This is a genomic window from Streptomyces sp. Go-475, assembly GCF_003330845.1.
Lineage (GTDB): Bacteria > Actinomycetota > Actinomycetes > Streptomycetales > Streptomycetaceae > Streptomyces.
Genome location: NZ_CP026121.1, coordinates 1,266,434 through 1,282,327, shown reverse-complemented (window position 1 = coordinate 1,282,327; position 15,894 = coordinate 1,266,434). Strand labels below are relative to the sequence as shown.

The 15,894-nt window shown below is 75.1% G+C and carries 12 protein-coding genes; 7 read left to right on the top strand and 5 right to left on the bottom strand.

The genetic code is table 11. The features are described from left to right. The first annotated feature begins 179 nt into the window (after positions 1 to 179). The 3 genes from C1703_RS05745 to C1703_RS05735 are packed head-to-tail and all read left to right on the top strand — an operon-like array spanning position 180 to position 3,366. Positions 180 to 1,307, top strand: a complete 1,128-nt coding sequence (locus C1703_RS05745; protein WP_114250868.1) for a glycosyltransferase family 1 protein — start codon at positions 180 to 182, stop codon at positions 1,305 to 1,307. Continuing rightward, positions 1,304 to 2,482 (top strand): glycosyltransferase, encoded by a 1,179-nt coding sequence (locus C1703_RS05740; protein ID WP_114250867.1) that lies wholly within the window; start codon positions 1,304 to 1,306, stop codon positions 2,480 to 2,482. The genes C1703_RS05745 and C1703_RS05740 overlap by 4 nt, the downstream gene beginning before the upstream one ends. Then, positions 2,479 to 3,366: an SGNH/GDSL hydrolase family protein gene (locus tag C1703_RS05735; protein ID WP_114250866.1), complete on the top strand. Its 888-nt coding sequence runs from the start codon at positions 2,479 to 2,481 to the stop codon at positions 3,364 to 3,366. Before C1703_RS05740 ends, C1703_RS05735 begins: the two co-directional genes overlap by 4 nt. Positions 3,367 to 3,400: 34 nt before the next feature. Here C1703_RS05735 and C1703_RS05730 read toward each other — a convergent pair whose 3' ends face one another. The 5 genes from C1703_RS05730 to C1703_RS05710 are packed head-to-tail and all read right to left on the bottom strand — an operon-like array spanning position 3,401 to position 7,800. Further along, positions 3,401 to 4,270, bottom strand: coding sequence for a biotin-dependent carboxyltransferase family protein (locus C1703_RS05730; protein WP_114250865.1), 870 nt, complete (start codon positions 4,268 to 4,270; stop codon positions 3,401 to 3,403). After that, a complete protein-coding gene (locus C1703_RS05725) occupies positions 4,267 to 4,902 on the bottom strand; it encodes an allophanate hydrolase subunit 1 (RefSeq protein WP_114250864.1) in 636 nt (211 codons plus the stop codon). Before C1703_RS05725 ends, C1703_RS05730 begins: the two co-directional genes overlap by 4 nt. Continuing rightward, positions 4,899 to 5,657 carry a 5-oxoprolinase subunit PxpA gene (locus tag C1703_RS05720; protein ID WP_114250863.1) on the bottom strand — a complete coding sequence of 253 codons (759 nt, stop codon included), beginning with the start codon at positions 5,655 to 5,657 and terminating at the stop codon, positions 4,899 to 4,901. The genes C1703_RS05725 and C1703_RS05720 overlap by 4 nt, the downstream gene beginning before the upstream one ends. A 17-nt stretch (positions 5,658 to 5,674) precedes the next feature. Then, complete coding sequence (locus C1703_RS05715) at positions 5,675 to 6,502, bottom strand: putative hydro-lyase (protein WP_114250862.1); 828 nt, start codon at positions 6,500 to 6,502, stop codon at positions 5,675 to 5,677. Next, positions 6,499 to 7,800 carry an MFS transporter gene (locus tag C1703_RS05710; RefSeq protein ID WP_114250861.1) on the bottom strand — a complete coding sequence of 434 codons (1,302 nt, stop codon included), beginning with the start codon at positions 7,798 to 7,800 and terminating at the stop codon, positions 6,499 to 6,501. The genes C1703_RS05715 and C1703_RS05710 overlap by 4 nt, the downstream gene beginning before the upstream one ends. A 170-nt stretch (positions 7,801 to 7,970) precedes the next feature. Between C1703_RS05710 and C1703_RS05705 the strand changes: the two genes are divergently transcribed. The 4 genes from C1703_RS05705 (at position 7,971) to C1703_RS05690 (ending at position 15,894) form a co-directional block, all read left to right on the top strand. Further along, entirely contained in the window at positions 7,971 to 8,666 is a 696-nt protein-coding gene (locus tag C1703_RS05705) for a GntR family transcriptional regulator (RefSeq protein WP_114250860.1), read from the top strand. 94 nt (positions 8,667 to 8,760) lie between these two features. After that, the gene (locus C1703_RS05700; RefSeq protein WP_114250859.1) at positions 8,761 to 10,287 is read left to right on the top strand and encodes a hypothetical protein; all 1,527 of its coding nucleotides are present in this window, start codon (positions 8,761 to 8,763) and stop codon (positions 10,285 to 10,287) included. Positions 10,288 to 10,338: 51 nt separating this feature from the next. Next, positions 10,339 to 11,220, top strand: a complete 882-nt coding sequence (locus tag C1703_RS05695; protein ID WP_114250858.1) for a hypothetical protein — start codon at positions 10,339 to 10,341, stop codon at positions 11,218 to 11,220. Positions 11,221 to 11,256: 36 nt separating this feature from the next. After that, complete coding sequence (locus C1703_RS05690) at positions 11,257 to 15,894, top strand: hypothetical protein (protein ID WP_114250857.1); 4,638 nt, start codon at positions 11,257 to 11,259, stop codon at positions 15,892 to 15,894.

Sequence of the window (15,894 nt, the reverse complement as noted above, 5' to 3'; positions counted from 1 at the left end):
TCGCGCAGAAAACCAAGGCGGAATCAGGCCGCGGAGGTGAACGTGGGGTGACTCGCGGGTCAGGAGGGCATGGACACGGCCTGACCTGGGCGGGGGCGCCTCGGAACGCTCATAGGACGTTCCTCCTTCGGAAAGATCCACGTTGACGCGGCCACGTCCAGCACGGCGACAACACGGGTATGCGTGTCGTCATCGTGACCGAATCCTTTCCCCCCGACGTGAACGGCGTGGCCCACTGCGCGCTCCAGACCGCCCGGCACCTCGTCGAGCGCGGTCACGCCCCCGTCGTCGTCGCCCCGGCCCCCGCCCCCGGGAACAAGCCCGACGCGTCCGCGCCGTGCCCCGTCGTCCACGTCCCCTCCCTTCCGCTCCCCGGCTACCCCCAGGTCCGCGTCGCCCTCCCCAGCCGCCGTCTGGCCGCCGCCCTCATCGAGCACCGTGCCGATGTCGTCCACCTGGCCAGCCCCTTCGTCCTCGGCGTACGCGGCATGGCCGCCGCCGCCCGCCTCGGCGTCCCCGCCGTCGCCGTCTACCAGACCGACCTGGCCGGATACGCCCGCACCTACATGGGCGCCGGCGAGGCCGCCGCCTGGCGGCGCATCCGCTCCGTCCACGGCGCCGCCGACCTCACCCTCGCCCCGTCCCGCGCCGCCCTGAACGACCTGGAGTCACACGGAGTGCCCCGGGTCAGGCTGTGGCCGCGCGGTGTGGACACCGAACGGTTCCGGCCCGACCGCCGCGACGAGGCCCTGCGCCGCGAACTCGCCCCGAACGGCGAACTGGTCGTCGGCTACGTCGGCCGGCTCGCCCCCGAGAAGCAGGTCGAACTCCTCGCCGGCGTCTGCGGCCTGGAGGGCGTCCGGGTCGTGGTCGTCGGCGACGGCCCGAGCCGGCCCGGCCTGGAGCAGGTGCTGCCCGGCGCGGTCTTCCTCGGCCGGCGCACCGGTGACGACCTCGCCCGGGTCTTCGCCTCGTTCGACGTCTTCGCGCACACGGGCCCCTTCGAGACGTTCTGCCAGACGGTCCAGGAGGCCATGGCCAGCGGCCTGCCCGTCGTGGCGCCCGCCGCGGGCGGGCCGCTGGACCTGGTCGCCCACGGCCACACCGGGCTGCTGGTGCCGCCGCGCGACGCGAGTGCCGTCCGGGACGCGGTGCGGACCCTCGCCGCCGACCCCGGGCTGCGGGCCGCCTTCGGGGCCGCCGGGCGGGCCACGGTCGAGGGCCGCACCTGGGCCGCCGTCGGCGACCAGCTGATCGGGCACTACACGAACGTGCTCGCCGGGCGCCGGACGGCGGTGGCGGCATGAACGCGAACACCGCCGACCGCCGGTCGCTGCGGATCGTCCGGCTCGCCAACTTCGTCGCGCCCGCGTCCGGCGGGCTGCGCACCGCGCTGCGCGAACTCGGCAAGGGCTTCAAGGCGGCGGGCCACGAGCCCGTCCTCGTGATCCCCGGCGAGCGGACGAGCGACCAGGAGACCGAGCAGGGACGGGTGATCACCCTCCCCGGACCGCTGCTGCCCGGCACCGGCGGCTACCGCGTCCTCGCCGACAAGCGGCGAGTGGCCCGGCTGCTGGAGGAGCTGGCGCCGGACCGGCTGGAGGTGTCCGACCGGACGACCCTCAGGTGGACCGGCAAGTGGGCGCGGCGCGCCCGGATCCCGGCCGTCATGGTCTCCCACGAGACCGCCGACGGCGTCCTGCGCACCTGGGGCCTGCCCGAGGGGGCCGCCCGGCGCGCCGCCGACGCCCTCAACGTCCGTACGGCCCACACGTACGCGCGCGTGGTGTGCACCACCGAGTTCGCCGAGCGGGAGTTCGTACGGATCGGGGCGCGCAACGTCGTCCGCGCCCCCCTCGGCGTCGACCTCGTGCAGCGGCACCCCGCCCTGCGCGACCCGCACCTACGGGCGCGGCACGCGCGCGAGGACGAGACGCTGCTCGTGATGTGCTCCCGGCTGTCCGTGGAGAAGCGGCCCGGCACGGCCCTGGACGCGCTGGAGGCGCTGCGGCGGCGCGGGCGGCGGGCGGTGCTGGTGGTGGCCGGGGACGGTCCGCTGCGCGCGCGGCTCGAACAGCGGGCCCGCGAGAGCGGCCTGCCGGTCACCTTCCTCGGGCACGTCGCCGACCGCGGGCTGCTGGGCGCGCTCCAGGCGTCCGCCGACGTGGCCCTGGCGCCCGGGCCCGCCGAGACCTTCGGGCTCGCCGCGCTGGAGGCCATGGCGTGCGGCACGCCCGTGGTGGCGAGCGCGTCGTCCGCACTGCCGGAGGTGATCGGCCCCGCCGGGGCCGTCGCCGCGGACCGCGGGGAGGCCTTCGCGGACGCCGTGGACCTGCTGCTGGAACGCCTGGAGGCGGACCGGCGCGAGGCGGCACGCGCGCGTGCGGAGTGCTTCGGGTGGAACGCGGCGGTCGACGCGTTCCTGGCCGCGCACGACGCGGCTGTGCCCGTGCGGCCGTACGTGCCCGGAGGCGTGGCATGAGAGCCGCGCCGGGCGAGGGGGCTTCCCGCCGGTGCGAGGGGGCCGTGAGGTTCGTGGCCCTCGGCGACTCGCTGACCGAGGGAGTGGGGGACCCCGTGGGCGACGGATGGCGCGGCTGGGCCGCGCTGCTCGCCGCCGGGCTGGGGACGGGAACCGTTCGGTTCACCAACCTCGCCGTGAGCGGGTCGCAGACCCGGGACGTGCTGGAGCGGCAGCTGCCCGCCGCGCTGGAGCTGCGGCCCGACCTCGTGTCCGTCGTCGTCGGCGTCAACGACACCCTGCGCTGCACCTTCGACATCCAGGCCGTGGCAGCACGCCTCGACCAGGTGTACGCGGCGTGCACCGCGCAGGGGGCGGTGCTGCTCACCGCCTGCCTGCCCGACCCGGGCGCGATGCTCGGGCTGCCGGGGGCACTGGCGCAGCCACTGGCCCGGCGGCAACGGGCCGTCAACACGGTGGTGCACGCCCTGTCCGACCGGTACGGAGCCCTGCACCTGCACGCCTGCGAGGGCGACTGGATCACCGACCGCGCGATGTGGAGCGCGGACCGGCTGCACCCCGGCGAGCGGGGGCACCGGCAACTGGCCCTGCGCTTCCACGCGCTGCTCGCGGAGCACGGCCTCGCGACCGGGCCCGCGCCCTCGCCCGAGCCGGAGTTCCCCGCCCCGACGAAGTCCGCGAGCTTGTGGTGGCTGGCCACGGCCGGCACCGGCTGGGTGGCACGACGGTGCACCGACCTGCTGCCCCAGCTCCTGACCCTCGCCGCCGACGAACTCCGGCACCGTGCCCGGGGGACGAGCGCCCGCCTCGATCTCCGGGCCTCCGCGGCGGTGTCGGCGGCCCTCGCCGCGCTGTCGGTGGGGGAGCAGGCGGAGGCGGCCTGAGAGAGCGGAGCGTCACGTCGTCCGCCTCCGTCCTCTAGGCGCGCCGCACCGCCACGAAGCGGACCGGTGTACCGGGAACCGCCTGGGCGGCGGCCGGCAGGTCGGCGGCGCGGACCACCGCGATCACCGGGTAACCCCCGGTGGTCGGGTGGTCGGCCAGGAACACCACGGGCCTGCCGTCGGGCGGGACCTGGACGGCTCCGAGCACCATGCCCTCGCTGGGCAGTTCCCCGGCCCGGGCCCGCTCCAGGGCGGGGCCCTCCGTGCGCAGCCCGATGCGGTTGCTCGCGGTCGACACCCGGTAGGTGCGCGAGAGGAAGGCGCGTATGGCCTCCGGTGTGAACCAGCCGTCGCGCGGGCCGAGGGTCACCCGCAGCACCAGCTCGGCCGGTGGCGCCGGCTGCGGGGCGACGTCCACGCGCGCGTGCACCCCCGTCGGCCGGCCCAGGGGCAGCACCGTGCCGTCCGTCAGCGGCGCCGGGCCGAGCCCCGACAGCAGGTCGGTCGAGCGGCTGCCGAGCACGGGTTCCACGGCGATGCCCCCGGAGACGCCCACGTAGGCGCGTACGCCCGACACCGCCGGGCCGACGTCCAGCAGCGCCCCGGCGGGCACGCGCACCGGCGCGCCCCACGCGGCGGGCCGTCCGTCCACCGTGACCCGGCAGGGCGCGCCCGCCACCGCCACGGTGACGGGCGAACGAGGGCGCACGGCACAGCCGGTGAGGGTCGTCTCCAGTACGGCCGCCCCGGGTGGATTGCCGGTCAGCCGGTTGACGAGGTCCGCTGCGGGCCCGTCCAGCGCCCCGGAGCGGGGGACGCCGAGATGGGCGTGCCCGGGGCGGCCCCGGTCCTGCACGGTGGTCAGGGCGCCGGCCCGTACGACGGCGAGTGCGCGGTCCGTCATGACCGCGCCTCGGGTGCCTCGGGTGCCTCGGGGACGAACCGCACGCGCGTGCCCGGCGACAGCAGCGCCGCCGGCACGCGCGCGTGGTCCCACAGCACGGCGTCCGTCGTGCCGATCAGCTGCCAGCCGCCCGGCGAGGAGCGCGGGTACACGCCCGTGTACGGGCCCGCCAGCGCCACCGACCCCGCCGGGACGGCCGTGCGCGGGGTGGCCCGGCGCGGCACGTCGTAGCGCGGCGGCAGGCCGGTGAGGTAGCCGAAGCCGGGCGCGAAGCCGCAGAAGGCGACCCGGAACTCCGTGGCCGCGTGGATGCGGGCGACCTCCCGCTCGGGCACGCCCCAGTGCGCGGCGACGTCGGCCAAATCCGGGCCGTCGTAGCGCACCGGGATCTCGACCACCGCACGCGCGCGTGGGGGAGCGGGCGGGACTTCTGCGGCGGTCAGTTCGGCGGCCACCCGGGCGGGCGCGTCGAGGCCGTCGAGGAGGACCGTGCGGGCCGCGGGGACGATCTCGTGGACGGACAGCGAGCCCTCCGCGCGGCGTCGCAGCAGCTCCGCGTGCAGGGCCTGGGCCTCGTCGCCCGAGGAGACCTCGACGAGCAGGGCGTCCTCGCCGACGGGCAGCACCTTCATGCGAAGGCCTCCACCCGGACTCCGGAGGACTCCAGCCGCTCCCGGACGCGGCGGGCCAGTTCCACCGCGCCGGGGGTGTCGCCGTGCAGGCACAGGGACCGCGCGCGCACCCCGATGCGCGTCCCCGAGCGGGAGACCACCTCGCCGGAGCGGGCCAGCCCCAGGGACCGCTCCACGACGGCCTCCGGGTCGGTGACCACGGCGCCCTCCTGGGAGCGGGGCACGAGGGTGCCCGCGTCGGTGTAGGCGCGGTCCGCGAACGCCTCCGTGACGACCGGCAGCCCGGCCTTCGCGGCCAGCTCCAGCAGGCGTGAGCCGGGCAGGCCGAGCACGGGCAGCGCGCCGTCCGCGAGGAGGACACCGTCGACGACCGCGGCGGCCTGCTCCGCGTCGTGCACGACCCGGTTGTAGAGCGCGCCGTGCGGTTTGACGTAGGCCACGCGGGCGCCCGCCGCGCGCGCGAACACCTCCAGGGCGCCGATCTGGTAGGCCACCTCGGCCGCCAGCTCGGCGGGCGGCACGTCCATCGCGCGCCGCCCGAACCCGGCCAGGTCGCGGTAGGACACCTGGGCGCCGATCCGCACCCCGCGCTCGGCCGCCAGCGCGCACACCCGGCGCATGGTGACCGCGTCCCCGGCGTGGAAGCCGCAGGCCACGTTGGCGCTGGTGACGACGGACAGCAGCTGTTCGTCGTCGGTGAGCCGCCAGCGGCCGAAGCCCTCGCCGAGGTCGGCGTTCAGGTCGATGCAGGCCATGTATCCAGTGTCTCCTGTCAGGCCACGCGGTACTGCTCGTCGCGGGCGTCGGTGAGGAACATCTGCCCCGGGGCGTGGGTGAGGGCGAACGGCGGACGCGAGGCCATGACGGCCGCCTGCGGGGTCACCCCGCACGCCCAGAACACCGGGATGTCGTCCGGCTCGCTGTCCACCGCGTCGCCGAAGTCGGGCCGGCCGAGGTCCTCGATGCCCAGCCCCGCGGGATCACCGCAGTGCACCGGGCTGCCGTGCACCGCGGGCAGCAGGCTGCTCTCCCGGATCGCCGCCGCCAGGTGCTCGGGCGGCACCGGCCGCATCGACACCACCATGGGGCCGTGCAGCCGCCCCGCCGGACGGCACGGCCGGCTCGTCACGTACATCGGGACGTTGCGGCCCTGCTCGACGTGGCGGATCGGCACGCCCGCCTCCGCCAGCGCCCACTCGAAGGTGAAGCTGCACCCGATGAGGAACGACACCAGGTCGTCCCGCCAGTACGCGCGCACGTCCGTCGGCTCGTCCACCAGCTCGCCGTCCCGCCACACCCGGTAGCGCGGCAGGTCCGTGCGCAGGTCGGCGCCCTCGGCGAGCACGGTCGTCCAGGACCCGGCGTCCGTGACGTCGAGGACCGGGCAGGGCTTGGGGTTGCGCTGGCAGAACAGCAGCATGTCGTAGGCCCAGTCGGCGGGCACCGAGATCAGGTTGACCTGGGTGTGGCCGCCCGCGACCCCGGCGGTGGGGCCGGTAAGGCCGTCACGGAAGCGGGCCCGGGCCGTCTCCGGGCTCCACGCGCGCGCGTGCTCCTCGACCAGGACCACGGGCCGGTCCCCGGTGCTCGTGCGGTTCACGTGAGCTCCTTCCCGCGCGTCTCCGGCAGCCCGAGCAGGGCCAGTGCCGCGATGCCGTAGCCGATCGCGCCGAAGACCAGCGCGCCGCCCACGCCCCAGCTGTCGGCCAGGAAGCCGACCGTCGTCGGGAACACGGCGCCCACCGCGCGCCCGGTGTTGTACGTGAAGCCCTGCCCCGTGCCGCGCACCGCCGTCGGGTACAGCTCGCTCAGGTAGGAGCCGAATCCGCTGAAGATCGCCGACATGCAGAACCCGAGCGGGAAACCCAGCACCAGGAGCAGGGTGTTGGCGCCGCTGGGGATGTTCGCGTACGCCAGGATGCAGATCGCCGACAGCAGGGCGAAGAGCCAGATGTTGCGCCGCCGGCCCAGTTTGTCGGTGAGGTAGCCGCCGGTCAGGTAGCCGATGAAGGCGCCCGAGATGAGGAACGTCAGATAGCCGCCGGTGCCGACGACCGACAGGTCCCGCTCGGACTTCAGGTACGTCGGCACCCAGGTGGCCAGCGTGTAGTAGCCGCCCTGGACACCGGTCGACAGCAGCCCGGCGAAGACGGTGACCCGCAGCAGGCCGGGCTTGAAGATCGCCTTGAACGAGCCCTTCTCCGCGCTCTGTTCACGCGCCGCGGCCGCCTCGGGAGCGTCGTGCACACTGCGCCGCAGCCAGATGACGAGCAGCGCGGGCAGCGCCCCGGTCCAGAACATGATGCGCCAGGCCAGGTCGTCGCCCGCGATCGAGAAGACGATCGTGTACACGATCGCGGCGAGGCCCCAGCCCACGGCCCAGGAGCTCTGGATCGCGCCCAGCGTGCGCCCCCGGTGCTTGGCGCTCGCGTACTCGGCGACCAGGATCGCGCCGACCGCCCACTCGCCGCCGAAGCCGAGCCCCTGGAGGGCGCGGAAGACCAGCAGTGTCTCGTAGTTGGGGGCGAAACCGCAGGCGACGGTGAACACCGCGTACGTGACCACCGTGACCATCAGGGCCTTGACGCGGCCGATGCGGTCCGCGAGGACGCCCGCGAGGGCGCCGCCGACCGCGGAGACCACCAGCGTGACCGTCGTGAAGAGTCCGGTCTGGCCGCTGTTCAGGCCGAAGTACGCGGACAGCGCGACCATGCTCAGCGGCAGCGTGAAGTAGTCGTACGAGTCCAGGGCATAGCCGCCGAAGGCACCGGCGAACGCGCGGCGGCCGCGCGGACCCAGGGCCCGGAGCCAGCCGAACGCCCCGTCGTCCGAGGTGCGTTCGGCAGTGGCGGGGCGCGTGTCGTCGGTGAGGGCCTGCGGTGGAGGGGTCGTGCTCATGGGCACCTCGCAGAGGGAGGACGGAGAGTGCTTCAGGGAGCCGTGCCGTGCGGAAGCGGTCGGCGCCGCGGTGAGGGAGGCGACGCCGTGCGTAGCACCGTAGAGGATTGTTCAACGATCCCTCAATACCCATGTTGGTTCGTTCTTGGGAACTGCGATTGAATTCCGGCATGGCAGAGCAGCTGAAGGACCTCGCCGACGACCGGGCTCTCCTGGGGCGCACCAGCACCGCGGAACGGGTCTCGGACATCCTCAGGAGCCGGATCGCCGAGGGCTACTTCCCGCCCGGGACCCGCCTGTCGGAGGACAGCATCGGCGGCGCGCTCGGCGTCTCCCGCAACACGCTGCGCGAGGCGTTCCGGCTGCTCACGCACGAACGTCTGCTGGTCCACGAGCTGAACCGGGGCGTCTTCGTCCGGGTCCTGACCGTGGAGGACGTCGAGGACATCTACCGCACCCGGCGGCTCGTGGAATGCGCCGTCGTCCGGGGGCTGGGGGAGCCGCCCTACGGCCTCGACGGGCTGGCCGGTGCCGTGGAGGAGGGGCGTCGGGCGGCCCGCGAGGGTGACTGGAAGGGAGTGGGTACGGCCAACATCCACTTCCACCGGGAACTGGTGGCGCTGGCCGGCAGCGAGCGCACGGCCGAACTGATGCGCAGCGTCTTCGCCGAACTGCGCCTCGCGTTCCACGTGGTGGACGAACCCCAACAGCTGCACGAGCCCTATATCGCGCGAAATGTCGCAATCCTCCAGGCTCTTCAGGGCGGGGACCGCGAGCAGGCCGAGAGGCTGCTCGCCGGTTACCTCGACGACTCGCTGGAGAGGGTTGTCGAGGTGTACCGCCGCCGCGTCGGCGAGGACGGCTGAGGGGCGGGTGCCCTTCTCGACCGCGGCCGGGCGGCGGGAGAGGCGTACCGCGTCGTTTGGGTCGATGTCAGACCCAGGACCTAGTCTGTGCACCGTGACTTCGCCTGCATCCACGGACAGCGTTCCGCCCCAGCTCAGCGCGGGGCCGCGCCCCGCCCTGGGGCCGGCCGCCGACGAGGGCCTGGCGCGCCGCCTGCGCGCCCTCGCCTGCACCGCGCCGCTGCACGACCTGGACGCGCGCAAGGCCAACCTCGCCGGCGAGTACTCGGTGTACGGCATGGCGGAGGTCGCCCTCGCGGCCATCGACCTCGTCACGCTCAACATGGACTTCGACACGGGCGCCGACCACGACCAGATCGTCGCCCGCCTCATCCCGCGCATCGCCGCCCAGGCCCCGCGGCGCCCCGCCGCCGAGCACGAGCGGGTGGCCCGCTGGGTCCTGGAGAACCTGATCAACGTCGGCAGCGTCGACCGCGGCTTCCGCGCGGTGTACGGCACGTTCGCGGCGGACGGCACCTATGTGCGCCGCGACTACGACTTCAAGCTGATCGAGGAGGTCCCCGGTCCGGGCGGCACGGTGTACCTCCGCACGACGGACGAGGCGGTCAACGTCCTCGTCGGCGCCCTCGACACGGACGTCACCAGCGCGCAGATCGCCGCCGAGGTCAAGCTGGAGGTGCTGATCAGCCGCGGCCGGCTCGCCGACGCCCAGCTCGCGGCCGAACAGGCCCGCTACCGCACCGTGCAGTACTCGGAAACCCTGCGCAAGGCCCTGGACGCGACCCGGCGCAACGTCCGCGCGGTGGACTGGCTCACCACGGTGCCCGACATGATCGCCGAGGCCCTGGAGCACGTGGCCGACCGCTACCGCCACGAGAACGCGATCCTCACGAACATCCGCAAGGCGCGCGACGAGTCCGAGGACCCCGAGCACAAGCGGCGAGCCGCCGAGCTGGTCGACATCGTCAAGGACTGCATCCGGCGGCACACGCAGCTGCAGTCCCGGCTGCTGGAGGCCGGCCCCCTGTTCCGCGCCGAGCAGGACCGGCAGGCCTTCGCCACACCGACGACCACCTCGGGGATAGACCTGTACGGCCATCTCGTCGCGCCGGTCCTCCCGCTGCCGCTGGAACAGGCCGTCCGCGTCACGGACGCGTTCTTCGCCCGCGGCACGGGGCTGCGCACACCGGTGTCCGTCCGGGTCGGCGACCTCGTCGACATACTGCTGACGCCGCCGGTGGAGCGGGAGCACCTGGGCGCGGAGATGCCCGAGCCGGACCTCATCGCCACGCCCGACGACAGCCGGTTCAGCGAGGAGCAGATGGCGGCGGCGCAGGAGCTGCTCGACCTGCCGGCGGACGCACCGCGCCGGTTGTCCGGGTTGCTGGCCGAGGCCCGGCGGCAGGACCCCGAGCTGCCGTACCTGGTGGCCCTGCTGGCGGTGCACGCCGCGAGCCCGCCGGTCGGCACCGCCTACCGCCAGGGCGAGCAGAAACTGCTGTTCGCCGTGGACGACGGGACCGAGCTCGACGACCCGGAGTTCGGCGGGGCGGACCTGATCGTCGGCACCGCGCTGCTGGACGCGGCGGGGATGGCGGCGGACCGGACGGAAGCGGCATGAGTCAGACGGAAGCGGTATGAGTCAGTACGAGTGGCACAAGGAGTCCCGACCGTGAGCGAGCACGTCGAGTGGAGTGAGCCGGAGGGGGCGGCCCCGGCGGCCACTGCCGCCGTCACGCCCGCCGACGCCGCCGACGCGGCGCGGCTCGTGTCCTTCGGGCTGCAGCCCAAGCTGCAGCCCGCCCGCGACCAGGAGTACGCGGACCTGCTGCGGCGCTACCGCGAGGACCCGCCGTTCGCGCGGCTCGCCGACGCCGTGGCGACCGGACTGGGGCTGATCGTGCTGGAGGTGTCCCCCCGCTCGGGCATGGTCGTGACCGCCGCCGAGGACTCGGTGTTCGCCGTCCGCATGGGTGACTACGCGCGTCGTACGTCCGCCGACGGCGGCGACCGGTTCCTGCACGGACTCGCCCATCTCGCCGTCGCCGCCATGGCGTTCCCGCGCCCCGAGGACCTCGCGGACGACGGCTACATCGGCCGGGTCACGGTCAACGGCGTCGACGCCTTCGTACGCCAGGCCTGCCGCCGACTGGAGGAGCGCGCCGCCGAACAGGGCGAGAACACCGACCCGGTGACCGACGCGCCCGGACTGGAGGCCGCCTGGCGGATCTGGATGCGGCGCAGCGCGACCGGCGCCACCAAGGACGCGCGCCGCCCGGCCGGCTCGACCACCGGCATCGTCGCCAAGGCCGTCGCCTTCCTCACCGACTCCGGCTTCCTCCAGCGCACCGGCGACGACAACGGCGGCACGTACCGCACGACCGCCCGCTACCAGCTCCAGGTCCGCGACATGGCCGGCAGCGCCGCCCTGGCCGAGCTGCTGGAGCTGGGCGTCGTCCCGGTCACCGACGGCACACCCACGCTGCTGCCCGCCGAGGAGAGCGACGACCTGGAGCTGGTCGCCGACGCCGGGCTGCCGTTCCACTCCTCCTGAACACCCCCACCTCACGAAGACTTACGAGAGTCCGCCATGTACGAGCTGTCCCGGGTCCGCCTCTACTCCATCGGGCCGGCCGGTGCGCGCTACGCCGACACCGTGCTCGACCTGCGGGGCGTGGGCGAGCCCGTGCCCGACCCCGCGCCCACGCAGGCGGAGTTCTTCGAGGAGGAGCCCGTCGGCCCGCCGCGCCGGCCCGCGCCCGCCGGGGTGCTGTTCCTGGAGAACGGCGGCGGCAAGTCGGTGCTGCTCAAGCTGATCTTCTCCGTGATGCTGCCGGGACACCGCAACACGCTCGGCGGAGCCAGCTCCGGCGTCCTGCGCAAGTTCCTCCTCGCCGACGACTGCGGGCACGTCGCGCTGGAGTGGCAGCACGTGCTGACCGGCGAGTGCGTCGTCGTCGGCAAGGTCAGCGAGTGGCGTGGCCGGCAGGTCTCCAACGACCCGCGGAAGTTCGCCGAGGCCTGGTACTCCTTCCGGCCCGGGCCCGGTCTCAGCCTCGACAACCTGCCCGTCGCCGAGTCCACCGCCGTACGTCCTCCCGTCGAGGGCCAGTCGGGGGCGCGCGGGCGGCGCCGCACCATGAAGGGCTTCCGGGACGCCCTCATGGAGGCGGGCAAGAACTACCCGCACCTGGAGGTGCACTGGGAGGAGATCCACGACCGCTGGATCGAGCACCTCGGCGACCTCGGCCTCGACCCGGAACTCTTCCGCTACCAGCGGGAGATGAACGCCGACGAAGGCGAGGCCGCCGGTCTCTTCGCCGTCAAGAAGGACGCCGACTTCACCGACCTGCTGCTGCGCGCCGTCACCGACACCCGCGACACCGACGGGCTCGCCGACCTGGTCAGCGGGTTCGGCAACAAGCTGGGCCGCAGGGCCGAGCTGATCGCCGAGCGCGACTTCACCGCCGGGTCCGTCGACCTGCTCGGGCGGATCGTCGAGGCCGCCGAGGCCCGCGCACGCGCGCGTGACATCCACGCCGGAGCCGAGCGCCGTACGCGGACGCTCGCCCGCAGGCTGTCCGCGCGCGGGGTCCAGGAGCGGGTGCGGGCCGCCGACCTCGCCCAGCGGGTCACCGCCGCCGCCTACGCCGTCACCCACGCCGAGGCGGCCCGCGAGCGCAGCGCGCTGGTCTCCGCCGAACTCGCCTACCGGCACGCCTCCCTGGCCCTCGCGGCCGCCGAGAAGTCCGCCGCCGCGCAGAAACGCGAACTCGCCGACGCCCGCACGCTGTACTCCGCGTGGCAGGCCGCCGAGGCCGTCCTGCGCCACCGCGCCGCCGCCGACCGCGTCGCCCGCGTGTCCGCCGCGATCCAGGAGGCCGAGCGGGACGCCGCCCCCGCGCTGGCCGCCCGCTCCCAGGCAGCCGTCGACCTCGTACGGGCCCTGCACGCGGCCGCGGAGAAGGCCGAGCACCACGCCAACGAGGAGGAGGAGCGGTCCGCCGCCCTCCAGGAGGTCAGCGACGCGGCCTACCGGGACTCCACCGCCGCCGCCACGCAGGCGCAGCGGGCCCGCAGCGAGGTCGGGCACCTCAAGCAGCGCCTCGCCGAGGTCGAGCAGGAGACGGCCGAGGCGGTCCGGGCCGGCTGGCTCGACGACAGCGCGCCGGACGCCGACCCGGCCCGTGCCGCCCTCGCCGCCAGCGACGCGGAGAAGACCGCCGTCGCGGCCTGGGACTCCGCCCGCGAGGCGTCCCGCCGGGCCACGGAGCACGCCCGCGAGGCCGCCGCCACCGAGACCCGCGCGGAACTGACCGCGGCCCGCGCGGCGGACGCGGCCACGGCGGCGGAGCGGGCCTACGAGGCCGAGCGCCGCACCGCCGAGGCCCTCGCGGCGGAAGAGCGCCTGGCCGAACTGCTCAGCCTGACCCCCGAGACCCGCCCGGGCATCCCGCAGCCCCGCCACGGCACGGACGACGAGCAGCCCGCCCCGTCCGGCCCCGGCGGGCAGGGCCTCACCGCCGAGGAACTCGACCGCTTCGCCGACGACCTGCGCGAGCTGCTCGACGACGCCGTCTCCTCCGCCGAACGACAGCTCTTCGAGCTGCGTACGGCCGCCGCCGACGACTCCCGCATCCTCGGCGCCCTCGGTGACGGCGGGCTGCTGCCGCCCGGCCCGGACGTGCTGGCCACGGTCGAGTTCCTCGGCGAACACGGCATCCCCGCGCTGCCCGGCTGGCGCTACCTCGCCCAGGCCGTCGACCCGGCCGACCACGCGCGCGTGCTGGCCGCCCGGCCCGAACTCGTCGACGGCGTCATCATCACCGACCCCGACTCGCACGCCCGCGCCCGCGAGGCGCTGGACGACGCGGCGCTGCTGCCGCGTTCCGCCGTGGCGGTCGGCACCGCCGCCGCCCTGCTCGCCCCGACCCCCGCCCCGGACACCGACAGCGGCGACGTCTTCCTCGTGCCGCCGAACCCGGCCATGCACGACGAGCACGCCGCCGACGAGGAACGGCAGGCGCTGCGCGCCCGGGCGACCGAGCGGGACGAGGAGATCCGCACGCTCGCCGCCCGGCTCGGCAAGGACCGCGAGCTGGCCGCCCGGCTCGCCTCCTGGCGCACCGGATGCCCGGCCGGCCGGCTGGCCGAACTGGCCCAGGCGGCCCACGACACCCGCGCGTTCGCCGAGAAGTCCGAGGCCGAGCTGGCCGAGGCGCGCACCGTCCGGGCCGAGGCCGACGAGGCCGCCGCCGAAGCCGCACGCGTCCGCGACGAACGGCAGGAGGCCGCCCAGAAGGCCCGCCGCTCCGCCGACGCCCTCGCCGGGCTCGCCTTCCGGCTGCGCGAGCGGGCCGGCTGGCAGGTCAAGCTGCGCGAACTGGCCGACGAGGCCGCCGAGGCCGAGGCGAGCGCCCAGGCCTGCCTGGAGCGGGCCCGGGCCGCCGACGAGGACCGCCGTGCCGCCCAGCGCGCCGCCGACGACGCCCGCCGCACCGCCCGCGCGCTGCGCGCCGAGCGCTCCGAGATCGCCGGCGCCCCCGACGACGTGCCCGAGGACGACACCCAGACCCCGAAGGCCTCCCTGCCCGCGCTGCGCGAGGCCTACCGCGCCGCCTCCCAGGTGTACGAGAAGGTCGGCGTGGGCGCCGACCTGCGCGCCGAGCAGGCCCGCGCGGAGAGTGACGAGAGCGCGGCCCGCGCCGAGCTGGACCGGCTGAGCAACAAGGTCCGCACCCGCGCGGAGCAGCTCCTCGAATCCCCCGACGGCTCCGACGGGCCGAGCCGCCAGGCCGCCGCCGCCCGCGCCGAGGAACTGGTGCAGCTCCTGGAGACCCGCATGTCGACCGCGAGCGAGCAACTCGGCCGGCTGCGCGGCGAGGCCGAACGGCACGCCCCCGAGGACGGCGAGGCCCACACCGACCTCCCCGAGGACCTCCAGCCGCGCGACGCCGAGCACGCGCAGACCCTGCTGCGCACCGCCACCGCCGAACTCGCCTCCCACACCGAGGCGCTCGACCAGGCCCGGGAGGCGCACGCCGAACTCCTCGACGCCCACCGCGCCGCCGAGGACGCGGCGAGCGGCTTCGACGAGATCGCCGCCATGCTCCGCGACCTGCTGCGCGAGCACACCACGGACGAGGAGCAGGAGGAGTCCGAGCCGTACCCCGGCAGCCCGGAGGAGGCCAGGCAGGCGGCCGCCGAGGCCCGCCGCTCGCTGCGCGGCTGCGCCGCCGACCTGTCCGCCGCCGAGGCCGCCGTCCGCGAGGCGAGCGACATCCTCGTCCGGCACGCCAACTCCACCCGCTACGAGCAGGTCCGCACCCCGGCCCGCCAGCAGATCCGCGAACTGCCCGCCTCCGCGCTGCCCGAGCACGCCCAGAAGTGGGCGGACGCCTTCGCACCCCGCCTGAGGGTCCTCACCGACGAGTTGGAGCAGCTGGAGCGCAACCGCGACTCGATCGTGGACCGGCTGCGCGGCCTGGTCGAGTCCGCCCTGGCCACCCTGCGCTCCGCGCAGCGGCTCTCCCGGCTGCCCGAAGGCCTCGGCGAGTGGTCCGGGCAGGAGTTCCTGCGCATCCGCTTCGAGGAGCCCGACCAGGCCACGCTCACCGAGCGGCTCGGCGAGGTCATCGACGAGGCGACCCGCGCCGCCGTCAGGAAGAACTCCGACCTGCGGCGGGACGGCATGTCCCTGCTGCTCCGGGGCGTCGCGGCGGCGTTGCAGCCCAAGGGTGTCGCCGTCGAGATCCTCAAGCCGGACGCGGTGCTGCGCGCCGAGCGCGTGCCCGTCGGGCAGATGGGCGACGTCTTCTCCGGCGGCCAGCTCCTCACCGCCGCCATCGCCCTGTACTGCACGATGGCCGCCCTGCGCTCGAACGACCGGGGCCGCGACAAGCACCGGCACGCGGGCACGCTGTTCCTCGACAACCCCATCGGCCGCGCCAACGCCACCTACCTGCTGGAACTCCAGCGGGCGGTGTCGGACGCCCTGGGCGTGCAGCTCCTGTACACCACGGGCCTGTTCGACACCACCGCGCTGGCCGAGTTCCCCCTGGTCATCCGCATGCGCAACGACGCCGACCTGAGGGCGGGCCTGAAGTACATCAGCGTCGAGGAACACCTCCGCCCGGGCCTGCCGCAGCAGCCCCAGGCGGGGGAGGCGGTCCACAGCGAGATCACGGCGACCAGGATGTACAAGCGCCCGGCGCCCGCGACCTCTTAG